This window comes from Paenibacillus sp. FSL R5-0623 (assembly GCF_037974265.1).
Taxonomy (GTDB): domain Bacteria; phylum Bacillota; class Bacilli; order Paenibacillales; family Paenibacillaceae; genus Paenibacillus.
In genome coordinates this window covers 1,329,140-1,343,097 of record NZ_CP150233.1, presented here as the reverse complement: position 1 = coordinate 1,343,097, position 13,958 = coordinate 1,329,140, and the positions used below count along the sequence as shown (strand labels likewise).

13 protein-coding genes are annotated in these 13,958 nt (G+C 48.1%); 6 read left to right on the top strand and 7 right to left on the bottom strand.

Annotation, left to right across the window (positions count from 1 at the left end; translation table 11 throughout):
• Positions 1-3 precede the first annotated feature (3 nt).
• The 6 genes from MKY92_RS05985 to MKY92_RS05960 all read left to right on the top strand — a co-directional run bounded on the left by MKY92_RS05985 (position 4) and on the right by MKY92_RS05960 (position 5,533).
• Positions 4-708 (top strand): AIM24 family protein, encoded by a 705-nt coding sequence (locus MKY92_RS05985; protein WP_339299665.1) that lies wholly within the window; start codon positions 4-6, stop codon positions 706-708.
• Positions 709-1,245: 537 nt separating this feature from the next.
• A complete protein-coding gene (gene queC, locus MKY92_RS05980; RefSeq protein WP_339301712.1) occupies positions 1,246-1,926 on the top strand; it encodes a 7-cyano-7-deazaguanine synthase QueC in 681 nt (226 codons plus the stop codon).
• Entirely contained in the window at positions 1,923-2,414 is a 492-nt protein-coding gene (queD, locus tag MKY92_RS05975) for a 6-carboxytetrahydropterin synthase QueD (protein WP_100530025.1), read from the top strand. The genes queC and queD overlap by 4 nt, the downstream gene beginning before the upstream one ends.
• Positions 2,407-3,180: a 7-carboxy-7-deazaguanine synthase QueE gene (gene queE, locus MKY92_RS05970; protein ID WP_339299664.1), complete on the top strand. Its 774-nt coding sequence runs from the start codon at positions 2,407-2,409 to the stop codon at positions 3,178-3,180. Before queD ends, queE begins: the two co-directional genes overlap by 8 nt.
• Before the next feature lie 150 nt (positions 3,181-3,330).
• Positions 3,331-3,822, top strand: coding sequence for a preQ(1) synthase (queF, locus tag MKY92_RS05965; RefSeq protein WP_076319044.1), 492 nt, complete (start codon positions 3,331-3,333; stop codon positions 3,820-3,822).
• 436 nt (positions 3,823-4,258) lie between these two features.
• A complete protein-coding gene (locus MKY92_RS05960) occupies positions 4,259-5,533 on the top strand; it encodes an MFS transporter (protein ID WP_047841924.1) in 1,275 nt (424 codons plus the stop codon).
• 125 nt (positions 5,534-5,658) lie between these two features.
• Here the strand turns inward: MKY92_RS05960 and MKY92_RS05955 are convergent, their stop codons facing one another.
• The 7 genes from MKY92_RS05955 to MKY92_RS05925 all read right to left on the bottom strand — a co-directional run bounded on the left by MKY92_RS05955 (position 5,659) and on the right by MKY92_RS05925 (position 13,916).
• Complete coding sequence (locus MKY92_RS05955; RefSeq protein WP_339299662.1) at positions 5,659-6,147, bottom strand: prolyl-tRNA synthetase associated domain-containing protein; 489 nt, start codon at positions 6,145-6,147, stop codon at positions 5,659-5,661.
• 58 nt (positions 6,148-6,205) lie between these two features.
• Positions 6,206-7,051, bottom strand: a complete 846-nt coding sequence (locus MKY92_RS05950; protein ID WP_339299660.1) for an EcsC family protein — start codon at positions 7,049-7,051, stop codon at positions 6,206-6,208.
• Positions 7,052-7,245: 194 nt separating this feature from the next.
• Complete coding sequence (locus MKY92_RS05945) at positions 7,246-8,226, bottom strand: family 43 glycosylhydrolase (protein WP_339299658.1); 981 nt, start codon at positions 8,224-8,226, stop codon at positions 7,246-7,248.
• A gap of 954 nt (positions 8,227-9,180) precedes the next feature.
• Positions 9,181-10,599 carry an arabinan endo-1,5-alpha-L-arabinosidase gene (locus tag MKY92_RS05940; RefSeq protein ID WP_339301711.1) on the bottom strand — a complete coding sequence of 473 codons (1,419 nt, stop codon included), beginning with the start codon at positions 10,597-10,599 and terminating at the stop codon, positions 9,181-9,183.
• Between the two features lie 56 nt (positions 10,600-10,655).
• Positions 10,656-11,498 carry a carbohydrate ABC transporter permease gene (locus MKY92_RS05935; protein ID WP_221819058.1) on the bottom strand — a complete coding sequence of 281 codons (843 nt, stop codon included), beginning with the start codon at positions 11,496-11,498 and terminating at the stop codon, positions 10,656-10,658.
• 26 nt (positions 11,499-11,524) lie between these two features.
• On the bottom strand, positions 11,525-12,415 hold the full coding sequence (locus tag MKY92_RS05930; protein WP_124117107.1) for a sugar ABC transporter permease: 891 nt from the start codon (positions 12,413-12,415) through the stop codon (positions 11,525-11,527).
• Positions 12,416-12,572: 157 nt separating this feature from the next.
• Positions 12,573-13,916 (bottom strand): sugar ABC transporter substrate-binding protein, encoded by a 1,344-nt coding sequence (locus MKY92_RS05925; RefSeq protein WP_124117108.1) that lies wholly within the window; start codon positions 13,914-13,916, stop codon positions 12,573-12,575.
• Between the last annotated feature and the right edge of the window lie 42 nt (positions 13,917-13,958).

Genomic DNA, 13,958 nt, shown 5'->3' with positions numbered 1-13,958 from the left:
TGCATGAACATACACCTGAACAATGCTGAAGCAGGCGGAGCAGGACAAGTCGTCACATTTTCACTGATTAAAGATGACCGCCTTCATATTTTGCATCCGCAGCAGATTGTAGCCTTCCGCGGTCCAAGTGGGAATCGCAATGATAAATTCATGAATATCACGGGCATATATCGCAAAAAAAAGCTGATTAAATCCGAAATCACCGGACCTTGCCAATTTGTGGCTGCCCTGCCTCCCGGATTCACCATGAAGGAAGTGGAGCTCACGGAGGACAGTGATCTGCTCTATGACTTCCGCCACCTGTTCTTCTACTCTGATGGTGTAACCATGCATACCAAAATTCAGAAAATCAAAAATATGCTGATCACCCGTGATGCAGTGAAAATGAAATTTTCCGGCAAAGGCAAAATCGGATTGCTCACTCAAGGTCAGGTCTGCCAACAGGAACTTCACCCAACAGCGCCACTCTATGTGGATGCTGGCAGCATTATTGCTTATCCCGAAAATGCACATCTGGAACTCACCGTATATGGTAACAACCTTGCCAGTCAGCATATGAATTATCATTGGAAGATGACCGGGAATGGATCTGTACTCTTTCAGGCTGGACGTGAGAATCACCGCTTGGAACAGGATCTTAACGATGAGGGACTGTTCAAACGAATTCTGAAAGAAGTGATCCCTTTCGGCAATGTATTGATCAAATAAGCTTTTAGTTGATGGAACCGACCGATGAGCTGCCACTCTGCTCCAGTGGGGTGGTCACCACACCGTTTCATGTTATAATGGTTCAGACAATTGAAGAAGAAAATCCATGCCATAGGGCGTGTCTGAGAACTCTGAAGGAAGCAGATTTTGCCGAATTTTCGTTCCAAGCAAGGAAGTTTTCCGCAGGCGTGCCGAGGCACGTCAAGGGAAAGTGACGCAGCATGGGGCGAAAAGGCGGTAAAAGGTGCACTTCAGCGAGTTTTGAGACACGCCCTACGGCATGGGAGAGGTTCGCGAACTCCCTCTATAAGACTTGATCATGTGATGGTCAGTATAAGTCTTGCGTACACGTTGCGGTCACCATGCAATCATGTACGTAAAAAACTAAGGACACTTGCTCATGGCTGCTTTTTTTGAAGCGGTTATTGAGAAGGTGTGTTTTTTGATGGATGCCAGTTCATGAACTTCTCTGTTCTTCCGACACTCTATGCCTATGTGCATGGTTTGATCTCAAGAAGATAGAGAGGTTTTTTTATGTTGAACGAAGAAAAAGCAGTCGTTGTATTCAGCGGAGGTCAGGATAGTACCACGTGTCTGTTCTGGGCCAAACAACAGTTTGCCGAAGTCGAGGTTGTTACGTTTGATTACGGTCAACGCCATAAGCTGGAGATTGAATGTGCAGCCGAGATCGCCCGTGATTTGGGTGTACAGCAAACGGTACTCGATATGAGCCTGTTAAATCAGCTTGCCCCCAATGCGCTCACTCGCACGGATGTGGAGATTACGCATGAAGAAGGCGAATTACCGAGTACATTTGTAGATGGACGAAATTTGCTGTTCCTCAGTTTTGCGGCCATTATGGCAAAGCAAAAAGGAGCACGTCACCTGGTTACAGGTGTATGCGAGACGGATTTCAGCGGATACCCGGATTGCCGGGATTCATTTGTGAAGTCGATGAATGTGACGCTTAACCTGTCAATGGACTACCCATTTGTCATTCACACCCCGCTCATGTGGCTGGACAAAGCCCAAACGTGGAAGATGGCCGATGATCTCGGTGCTTTTGATTATGTCCGCGAGCGTACTCTGACCTGTTATAACGGCGTGATCGGCGATGGATGCGGAGATTGCCCCGCATGCAAACTGCGCAAAGCCGGATTGGATCGTTATGTACAGCAACGTACTGCTGCTGAATCGGCGGGAGTGGATATACGATGAGAGAGCCGGGAACATTCCGTATTGTAGAGCATCTGCAACGCATCGGAGAAGATATTCTGCCCACCCAGCTGCGCTATCACCGCAAACGTGTACTTGTAAGCAAAGAATTCACCTTTGACGCAGCACATCATCTGCATTGTTATGAAGGCAAGTGCAAGAACCTGCACGGTCATACGTATAAAGTTATTTTTGGCATCAGCGGTTATCCGGGTGAAACCGGGCTGACGGTTGATTTTGGACATATCAAAGATATATGGAAAACTCAAATTGAGGGATATCTGGATCATCAGTACCTCAACGAGACACTTCCTTTAATGAATACAACGGCTGAAAATATGGTCGTTTGGCTATTCGAACAGATGGAACATGCCTTGCAAACAGAACCCTATGCCGGGCTGACCGATGGTGGGCGGACCGAGTTTGTCCGACTCTTCGAGACACCAACCAGTTACGCGGAAGCGAGACGGGAGTGGATGATCCATGAGTAGTGTGACACAGCAGGTGAATGAGACGGGATCTCGCAAAGAGGCTCGTATTCCCGTGATGGAGATTTTTGGTCCGACGGTTCAAGGCGAAGGCATGGTCATCGGGCAAAAAACGATGTTTGTTCGCACCGCGGGCTGCGATTATCGCTGCTCCTGGTGCGACTCGGCCTTTACCTGGGACGGCAGTGGCAAGGACCAGATTCGAATGATTACGCCAGAGGACGTATGGGAAGAATTGCGCCGCGTTGGCGGCACCCGTTTCTCCCATGTCACCATCTCTGGCGGTAATCCCGCCCTGCTTGCTTCGCTGGGCGGGTTGGTTGCCCTGCTGCGGGAGAACGGCATCCGCACCGCGGTGGAGACGCAGGGCTCCCGCTGGCAGCCTTGGCTGGCGGACATTGACGAAGTCACCGTCTCGCCTAAGCCACCAAGCTCCGGCATGGACACCGATTGGGCCGTGCTGGATGATCTGATCGGACGGCTCGCCGCTGGCCCGGTAGAACGAAGTCACAGTCTGAAGATCGTGATCTTCGATGAGACAGACTTGGACTATGCCCGCCGTGTACATGCACGGTATCCGGGCACGGATTTATTTTTACAAACCGGGAACCCGGATGTGACTTCCGCCGATACGCCAGATCTGGCGTCCTCCCTGCTTGCTCGTTATGAGTTGCTGATTGACCAAGTCAGCGCCTCTGATGACCTGAATGATGTTCGTGTGCTTCCACAGCTTCATACGTTGGTATGGGGCAACAAACGCGGCGTTTAATGGGCAGTATAGGTGGAATGGGCGGCATGATGTAAGGATGAGGACGAAATGTCCTTAGAAAATAAGCGAATTCAACAGGCAAAAAATTGCCTATTCATATATACCGCAAGGCTTTGGGCTTTGACGGAAACAAGGAGTGTTTACGAACCGATGAGACAACCTGATGAAATGCAAGATGTGACGTTGCTGGGTAACCAGAACGTAAAATATACGTTTGAATATGATCCGGGCATCCTGGAGAGCTTTGATAACAAACATCCGTACCGCGATTATTTTGTGAAATTCAACTGCCCGGAGTTCACCAGCCTGTGCCCGATTACGGGTCAGCCGGACTTTGCGACGATCTATATCAGTTACATTCCGGATGTTAAAATGGTCGAGAGTAAATCACTCAAGCTGTACCTGTTCAGCTTCCGTAACCATGGTGATTTCCACGAGGATTGTGTGAACATCATCATGAACGACCTGATCAAGCTGATGGACCCGCGCTACATCGAAGTATGGGGCAAATTCACACCGCGCGGCGGCATTTCCATTGACCCTTATACGAACTACGGCAAGCCGGGAACGAAATACGAACAGATGGCTGACCACCGTATGATGAATCATGATATGTACCCGGAGACGATTGATAATCGTTAAACTGGCGGGTAAAAATCAACTCTGCTATAACTAAAATAAATTATAGGACACAGAAAAGCCGAACTCTTCAAAACTGAAGAAGTTCGGCTTTTTCTTTGGTTAGCATACACCTTTAGAAACTCAGTCTCTCAATACAATGGGATCATCACCAACTCACGTTTGGCGGATTCATAAGGTGACAAGGATTTCATATCCATCCCTCCTCTATCCTTTCTTACACATAAATATGGTTCTTCTTACAGTAGATGCTAAAGTAATACGTTTCTTTTGTAAATGTAATGGCTATAAAAAAACATCTATTGAATTCATCAACGTTTTCTCTTGTTCCCCTTGTCGGTCCAATCAATCTATCCTATTATGTAACAATATGCTTACACGCATATATTACAACATCAGGCGCTGATCCCTCGTGACCGCGACCAAAGGAGAATTGTACATGTCTACACAAACCTCATTAACCAAGGACGCCACAGCGCGTTCGAAAGCCCCACCCGGATCGGATGCCCAAAGCACCGTTTACCGGATACTCATTGCCATCAGTTTGGTTCATCTCTTCAATGATTCGATCCAGTCGGTTATTCCCGCCATTTTTCCGATTCTTAAAGACTCTATGCATCTCACGTATACTCAGATCGGATGGATCTCATTTGCTATCAACTTTACCGCTTCCATTATGCAGCCTGTCGTAGGCTGGTTTGCAGATAAAAAACCGACGCCATCCATCCTGCCCATTGGCATGGGTTTTACATTTACCGGCATGTTGCTGTTGGCCTTCGCTGACAGTTATATGGCTGTCCTGATTTCCGTTATCTTTGTCGGTCTGGGTTCCGCTGCTTTCCATCCGGAAGGTTCGCGTGTATCACACATGGCTGCCGGGCAACGCCGTGGACTGGCACAGTCCATCTTCCAAGTCGGTGGTAACGCTGGGCAATCCCTTGCCCCATTGCTTACACGCTGGATCTTTATCCCGTTTGGACTGTTCGGTGCCATTGGATTTACAGGCATTGCTGCCATGGGGATTGCAGTTCAGATCTACATAGCCCGTTGGTATGGACGCATGCTGCAATCGGGAGGATATCTGCGTAGACAGGCCGCTGCTCGTCGTGCACCCAATCCTGCTTTACGCAAAAAGATTACTGCCGCCATTACGCTATTGATTTTGCTCGTCTTTGTTCGTTCCTGGTATATCGCTTCCATCGGTAGCTTTTATGCGTTTAATTTGAAAGATACCTTTGGATTGTCCACAGAGGACGCGCAGATCTATATCTTCCTGTTCCTGGCTGCCGGAGCACTGGGTACGTTCTTCGGAGGCCCACTGGCGGATCGATTCGGCAAACGTAATCTGATCTTCCTGTCCATGGCCGGAGCTGCTCCACTGGCTCTGTTGTTACCCTATGCGAATCTGTTCTGGACAGGCGTACTACTAACCATTATTGGTTTTATCATGTTATCCAGCTTCTCGGTTACGGTTGTATATGCACAAATGCTGATTCCGGGCAAAATCGGAACGGTCTCGGGCCTGATCACAGGTCTGGCATTTGGTATGGGAGGTCTAGGCGCACTCGTGCTGGGCAACTGGATTGACGTCTTCGGCGTATCACCGGTAATGCAGATGTGCAGCTTCCTGCCACTGCTCGGGATTTTCACGTTCCTGCTTCCATCCGATAAATTACTCAATATCTGGGCCAAAGAAAATGGTAGTGAAGAGTAACCTACATCTGCAGTCTAAATAAAATGTTTGAATCGCAACAAAAAGGTTCCCGCCATCTCTGTATATACAGAACGGCAGGAACCTTTTTCTTATATTTGTTTTTCTCGTATTTAGCTTCAAACGTATTATTCAACGTCACACATGACAACGTTGCTACCTTGAGCTGTAATTAGTTCCTTCACATCTTCAAATTCAAGAAATACCGTTGCCGTATTTTCCATGGGATGAATTCCGATTTTCTGACCAACTAGATCCTTGTCAAAAACTACGGTCACATTTTTCTGTATGTTATTAAACACTCCCATTGGATTTACATGGCCCTTTTCCAATCCGAGGAATTCCAACAAATCCTTTTCACTGGCAAAACTTAATTTGCGGCTAGGTATCTTTTCGCTTAAACTTCTCAAATCAACGGACTTCGTCCCAGCAATCGTCACCAGATAATAGTTGCGCTTCTTGTCATCACGCAGAAACAGATTTTTAACAATACGTTCTGTATGTGGAATCTGATAAGAGAATATTTCATCCATCGTGTATACTGCGGGATGTTCAATACTTTCGTAAACGATATTATTGCGATCTAAAAGATCATAGAAACCCTGTTTGTTTAACATATCAAATTCAACTCTTTCAATATAAATATTCTTCTCTAGTATTACTTTTTCTGTAATATTACTTCAAACGCTGAAGGATCAGCCGTTTTTTGTACAACATTTTTCCTGCTTCGGCTACATCTCGAATTGTATTTTTGTTGCTCACCGAACCAAACACCATACCGGCAATCGGCACGAGTTGGAAAAGCTTCTTCCAGCCAAAAGATTCACTGTAGGAGTTAAACACTTCCCGCCAGCCCTGCATCTGCGATACCACCTCAATGGGCTTGTCCGGATCGTCGTAAGCGGCCAGTTCTTCGATAATCGCTTTCTTGCCCACAATATCGGCGGAAGAGAATTGCAGACATTTGACAATAAAGATACGCTCCAGCGGTTCATCTGGATCATAACCGTAACATAGAGCCATCTCTTGCAGTACCTTCAGAGAAAGCCCCATCACCATCGGAATATCTGCTGCAATGGTTACAATGCCACCAAAGCCTGTAGCTGCTCCCTGAGCCGCGGCAAACTTGGTTCGACTCTCGGTGATGTTATCGGCCACCTGGTCCAGTACCTGAAGTGGCAGATTCTCTACACTATGAATCTTCGCTGTCCCCTCCGCTTCAGATTCCTGCTCCAGACGATAGGTCGTGTCCATCATGGAATAACCGGACCTCTCGGCTTCCTCTTGCAGCAGCTTGGCTACTTTTTTCTTCTGTACGAGGAACTTGCCTCCATTCTGCACATACTGACCTACGTCGTTCAGGGAATCTCCGATTTTTTGTTTCAGCGCTTTAGGCATCACTTTATCCAACATCGCAAAGGGCAAACGCCCGATCTTATCCCATATAAACAAGTCCTTCTGTTGTTTTTCCCATTTCAAAATCTGTTCAAGTTCCTTGTCCAACGTCTCGCGTGAATCCATATGTGATCCTCCTAATAGGTTCTGCATCGTAATCTGTATCTTTCTCATACGCAGATATCATCGTTGTGGTTGCTTTGTTTTGTGTCCAGGACACATATGTTCAGGCACTCTATCTTATCGTTCACATACAAAAGAGCCCTTAATCAGCATCACTCGCTAACTAAGGACTCTCATATGAAAGGTTTCACTACCTCTTATTTTGCTTCTACTACTGCTTTTCCATCGGGAACCGGAACACCGAAATCAGGTGTGCCATCTTCACGCCAATGAATCACTTGAGCACGGGCGTGACGGTTTGGATCATACAAGGGATCACCCTCGATGTCTTTGTAATTACGCGCATGATAAATCAGAATATCGGTCTTACCATCCGGCGACACGGTAAAGCTATTATGGCCCGGACCGTATTGGCTGTTCGCTTCACAAGTCTGGAACACTGGCTCGGGTGATTTCACCCAGCTGGCCGGATCAAGCAAGTCGGCATTTTCATCTGCGGTGAGCAGACCCATACAATAATTGTAATCGGTCGCGCTTGCCGAGTAGCCGATAAACAACCGTCCATTCCGATGCATCACGGCTGCTCCTTCATTGACTTTAAAGCCGATGATCTCCCAATCGTACTCTGGCGTAGAGATCATGACCTGTTCGCCGCGTAGCGTCCACGGGTTTTCCATTTCGGCAATGTACAGGTTCGAGTTGCCCACAATGTCCGGATCTTTTTGTGCCCAGACCAGATAGCGGATTCCCTTATGTTCAAAGGTTGTTGCATCCAGCGCAAATGATTCCCACCGGGTGTGTATCTGCCCCTTTTCTACCCACTCTCCTTCGAGTGGATTCGCGGAATCGTTCTCCAGGACATACATCCGGTGATCGAACAGACCTTCGTTGGTCTCACTGGTGTGAGCCGCAGCGTAATGTATGTACCATTTGCCATCAATAAAATGAATCTCCGGTGCCCAGATGTTGGCACTCATGGGCCCTGTATCACGCTTCGTCCAAGCCGTTACCGGCTCAGCATCTCTTAACTCTTCCAAAGTCTCTGCTCGCCGGATTTCGATCCGGTCAAAGGCTGGTACGGAAGCGGAGAAATAATAGTAACCGTCTGTATGACGGTACACCCACGGATCAGCACGTTGCTCCAAGATGGGATTAGTAAATGTAATAGAATCAGTCATGGGAATGCTCCCCTTTCAAATGTTGTTTGGCTCGAAGTTGGGGAATGTAACCCAATTTCGAAAAAGCGAAAACCTTTTTGGGGTGGTGCACAGCGGACGTTCGGGGGTGGCAGGGCCTTGGTGCTCTCTTGTCCTCCGATTTCTCTTTCCACCGCTCTTGGCGGTTGAAATCGGATGCCAAACTCACTCCTGCGGCTCCTTCCTCCCCCTCACTGCTTGTGCACCCTCGGAGCGGTAGCTCGCTCTTACCGCGCTCGCTGGGTTACAACCTCACTTCGAGCCTTTTTGGTGGCTCGGTCTTATGGGGTTGACCGCCTTGCTTGGTCGACTCTCCCCATATTTAGTGCATGATTGGCCTCAGACATAGGCCAGCACAGATGAATCTTAAGCGTCTCTCTGCGTTAGCGCAGCTTAATAGGACAGCTTGCATACACAGCGGACGTTCGGGGGTGGCAGGGCCTTGGTGCTCTCTTGTCCTCCGATTTCTCTTTCCACCGCTCTTGGCGGTTGAAATCGGATGCCAAACTCACTCCTGCGCCCCCTTCCTCCCCCTCACTGCTTGTGCACCCTTGGAGCGGCAGCTCGCTCTTACCGCACTCGCTGGATTACAACCTCACTTCGAGCCATTGTGTGGCTCGGTCTTAGGGGGTCGACCGCCTTGCTTGGTCGACTCTCCCCATATTTAGTGCATGATTGGCCTCAGACATAGGCCAGCACAGCTGAATCTTAAGCGTCTCTCTGCGTTAACGCGCCTTAACAGGACAGCTTACATGCACAGCGGGCGTTCGGGGGTGGTAGGTCCTTGGTGCTCTCTTGTCCTCCGATTTCTTTTTTCACCGCTCCTGGCGGTTGAAATCGGATGCCAAACTCACTCCTGCGCCTCCTTCCTCCCCCTCACTGTTTGTGCACCCTTAGAGCGGCAGCTCGCTCTTACCGCGCTAGCTGGTCGCCCCCTTACTCCGCTGCGCTGATCTGCTTGCCCCAGACCGCGATGCCGTGGTCATTGAGGCCAGTCACCACCAGCGCGGGCTGGCTTCGCTCCCAGTCCCAGGACGGGAGCAGTCGCAACTCTTCCGTGGAGGCTCCGCCCCATGGGCTTTCTTTCCACTTCAGTGTCAATGTTTGTTGGCCATCAAATGTCCAGGTTCCTGAACCTTTTTCGCTTTTAATTTTACCGTTGCTTGTTAGGGTATAAGGCACTGCCTGAATCTGCCCGTCCACGGACGGATCAAGCGCCATGCCTTCCCACTCCCCGGCAATCATGGATTTCGGAATATCCTGTGCAGTCTCACCGGCGTAACGTTCAGGTGAAACCACAGGCCAGCCGTCCTTCGTCCATAACATTTTGCGTACATGCAGATATGGCCAGTTTTTATCCGTCTCACCCCGTGCATGATGCACGATGTAATAATCGTCTCCGTCCTTCAAAATGGAGTTATGTCCGGGTGCAACCCAGCCCTCGCCTTCTGTGAAGCGATAACCCCCCAGAATTTTGGTGCCGATCTCATATTGAGGCAGATGCTCCGTATCCAGCATGTTATTGCCGTTTATGTCCGTGTACGGGCCTGTGATTGAATCAGCACGCGCAACCCTCACGTTATAGTCCTCGAATAAGGAATCATAGGAGACAAACAGATAATACTTTTTGAACTCCGGGTTATACACAATGTAGGGACCTTCCACTGCACCCTCTTCAGTTGCACGATCCCGAGCAGCAATGCGAGTACCATAACCCTCGTCCTTGAATTTCCCGGTGTCGGGGTCGAGTGGCGCAATATAAATGCCGTCAAAGAATGAACCATATACCATCCACGAATTGCCTTCGGCATCTACGATGGGATTGGCATCAATGGCATTTAATTTGTCCTGTTCATTCGCAGTAGTTTTCACAACCAGTCCTTCATCTGTCCATGGACCTTCGGGAGAAGGGGATGTCTGAAGACCAATAGCCGACTGGGTACTGCCAAAAGAAGAAGCCGAATAATACATCCGATAGGTATCACCAGCCTGAATCACATCCGGTGCCCACAGATTGACCGCACCTGTCCAGTCCAGCGCTTCTTGCGGAATCCCGGGTAGAGCCTGACCTACCCAGTTCCAGTGGATCAGATCATCCGATTTGCGTACCATGACGCCGGGTTTCGCTTCCCCTGCTACACGAACGTCTGTGGAATAGACGTAGTATCCCTGGTCTGTTTTCATAATGGCCGGATCATGCGCATTGTTCACCGTCCAGCGTGATTCATCGTCCAAAATGGAAGTGTCATACAGCTGAGTATCTTGGGGGGCTTCAGGAAAGACCGGACGGGGAACCGTTTCTTCTGCCCCTTCTCCAGTACAGCCCGTAGCTCCAGTGATCAACAACAGCAACATGGAAGCAACAACCCCTCTCTTCGAAAATGTCCACCCTCGGAATCTCTTCCGCTGATTCATCCCTTCACTCCCGAAATGGCAACCGATTCAATAATCTGTTTCTGGAAGATCAGGAAGATGATTAATACCGGTAACAGAGCCACAATCGACGCTGCCATAATAAGTGGATAATCCGTCTGAATTGCATACGTGGCATTGAAGTTGGCAATGACCAGCTGCAGCGTCTGCTTCTCCGGTGAATTCAGATAGATAATCGGTGCGAGATAATCGTTCCAGATCCCCATGAACCACAGAATTAACTGTGCAGCAACGGCAGGTTTAATCAACGGGAATGTAATACTGGAATAGAGCCGGAAATAGGAACTTCCATCAATTTTGGCTGCTTCAATAATGGCATCTGGCACACTAAGCAGATATTGCCGGAGGAAGAAGATCATAATCACATTACCGAACAACCCCGGTACAATAAGTGGCAATAATGTATCTGTCCAGCCAAGTTTTGAGAACATCATGAATTGTGGAATCATGACTGTTGGATACGGAATCATCATGGAAGCAAGCAAAGCAAGAAACAGTTTGTTTTTATGTGGAAATCTCAATTTGGCAAAAGCAAACGCAGCGATACTGGATGTAAACGTACCGACGATCGTTACACTGACCGCGATAATGAGGCTGTTTTTGATCCCGCTTAGCAGCGGGCCTGCTTCCCAGATTTCCTTATACTTTCCAAATTGAAATACTTCAGGTATCCACACTGGTGGAAGCGCGAATACATCCTGCTTCTCCTTCAATGAAGTGGATAGCATCCAGATCAGTGGTGCAACCATCGCAATAGCACCGATCGCGAGTACGATAAAAATGATCGTGTTCGTTAAATTCCTTTTTTGACTGTAAGACATTTCCGATTCACTCCTTCCCTTGACAATTAGTCCCCATCATAGGCTGATTTTTCGTTCATTTTGAATTGCACCAAGGTAATGACAAAAATGAAAATACCAAGAATCATAGCCATGGCTGACGCATAACCCATCTGAAGGTTACTGAAGGCTTTCTGCCAAATATAGAAGACAATCGAAGCCGATGAATATTCAGGACCACCTGTAGGCGTCATAATGTTCATCTCGGTAAAGATCTGGGAGCCGCCAATGATATTTGTAACGACGAGGAAAAAGGTAACAGGCTTCACCATCGGCCAGGTGATATTGCGGAAAATCTGGAACCCATTAGCTCCATCAAGTTCAGCCGCCTCATAATATGTACGTGATACACTTTGCAGCGCAGCCAGGTACAATAACATGGTGTATCCCAAACCTTTCCATACCGTCATAATAATCAGTGCTGGTTTGACTGTGTCTTTGTTCGCGAGCCAGTTGGGACCCTCAATGCCAAACAGGCCGAGGAACTGGTTCACCAGACCGTAATCCCCGTTATACGCCCAGTTCCACATGATGGACACCGCAGCCAGGGAGGAGATGACCGGAATATAATAAATGACACGGAAGGTCGTAGTCCCGGGAATTTTACGATTCAAACCCATAGCCAGCAACAATGCCAGCAAAAGGCCAATCGGGATCCCGAGCATCAGGAAGAATGTATTAAACATCGCTTTGTAAAATAAGTCATCCGTTAGCAAGTCCTTAAAGTTGGCCAATCCGATAAAGTTCATCTGTCCCAGTCCATCCCAGTCGGTAAAGGAACCATAGAGGGAGTAGAGGAATGGGAACATGACAAAGATCAGCAACCCAAGAATCGGAGGTAAGATAAACAGATATCCGTACAGCATCTCTTTGCGATACAAACTCGATTTCGTAATCACGGCGTTCACCCCTGTTTCTAGTATCAGCATGTGGCATTCTTCGATTGAACCTTGCCGATCAACGAATGCCACATGCCCGTATGGAATCCAATAATACCCAATACGAATGATGCCAGCAGCATGATTGCAGGCTGCCGGCATCACCCTTTCCTATCTACTATTTCTGAGATTTCTGTTCCTGTTCAACCGCTTTGTCGAGCAGCTTCTGCATTTTTGGCTGTTGTTGCTTCACATAATCAGCGGCTGTAATCTTGCCATCTAATACCGGCTGGATGTCTGTGAAGAAGAGGTCATACCACTCCGCATTGTACGTGTAGTTACCTGGCAAAGAACGTCCGTAATCCTCTACGATATCAATGAATTCCTGCTTGTTGGATGGTTTCGTGGATGTATCTTTGGCCCACTCGTCTGCCATATCAAGCAGATTCGGAATCTGTACCTTGGCATCTACCAGTTGCTGCATACTTTCTTTCGAAGCGGTTAGGTAGTTCACCAATGCTGCCGCTTCTTCCGGATGTTTCGATTTCGCAGATACCCCGATTCCCAGGGAACCAATCCACGTAGCCGACTTGCCAGTCGATCCCGCAGGGAAAGGTAACAAATCATACTCGAAAGGCAAAGTTTCGAATGTACTCATATCCCAAGGACCTACAGGGAAGAAGGCCATTTCGCCTTTCATCCAGCGTTGGTAGGTATCCAATGTTTGCGCTTCCTCAATGGAAGGTGTAATGTTGTATACGTTCTGCATATCCGCGAAGAATTGCAAAGCTTCTGCGAATTTCGGATCATCAATGGTTACCTTCGTTTTGCTCTCATCCAGCCAGTCCCCGCCATTGCTCCATACAAAGGATTGCAGTGCCCACTGTACGTTAAAACCTGTACCGAATACATCCGGTTTGCCGTCCCCGTTGGTATCCTTGGTCGCTTGCTGATTCACCTTAATGAACTCTTCCCATGTATATGGTTTATCCTTGTCAGGGAATGGAATGCCTTCTTTTTCAAACAAAGTCTTGTTGTAGCCTAGTGCAAATGGCCCGAGGTCCTTCGGCATGCCGTAAAGATCACCCTGTCCTGCCATCTTGCCGTCATAACGGTATAGATCCACTCCATATTTCCAGATGTTATTCAAATCAACATCCGCATTATTTTCAATGTATGGTGTAAGATTCATGAGAACATTGCTGTTCACATAGGCCTTAATATCGCCTGGGTTAAAATAAAATACGTCAGGCAAGCTGTTGCCTGTAATTGCCGCTCTCAGCTTGGTTGCATATTGATCCGCAGCCGTTACAATAATTTTGACTTTCACACCCGGATGATCTTCTTCGAATTTCTTGACCACTGCCTGGTATGCTTTCTGCTCATCTGTGCCCCCGCGGAACATAAACGTTAACTCCTTGTCCCCACTTGCACCGCCGCTTCCTCCTCCGCAGCCCGCAAGTACCAGTGCACTTACCAGCATAAGAAGCATAAATGTGACCCAATTCTTTTTCTTTACCATCTGAACCCCTCCTGATCTGGACTTGTAACCGTATTCAATTGG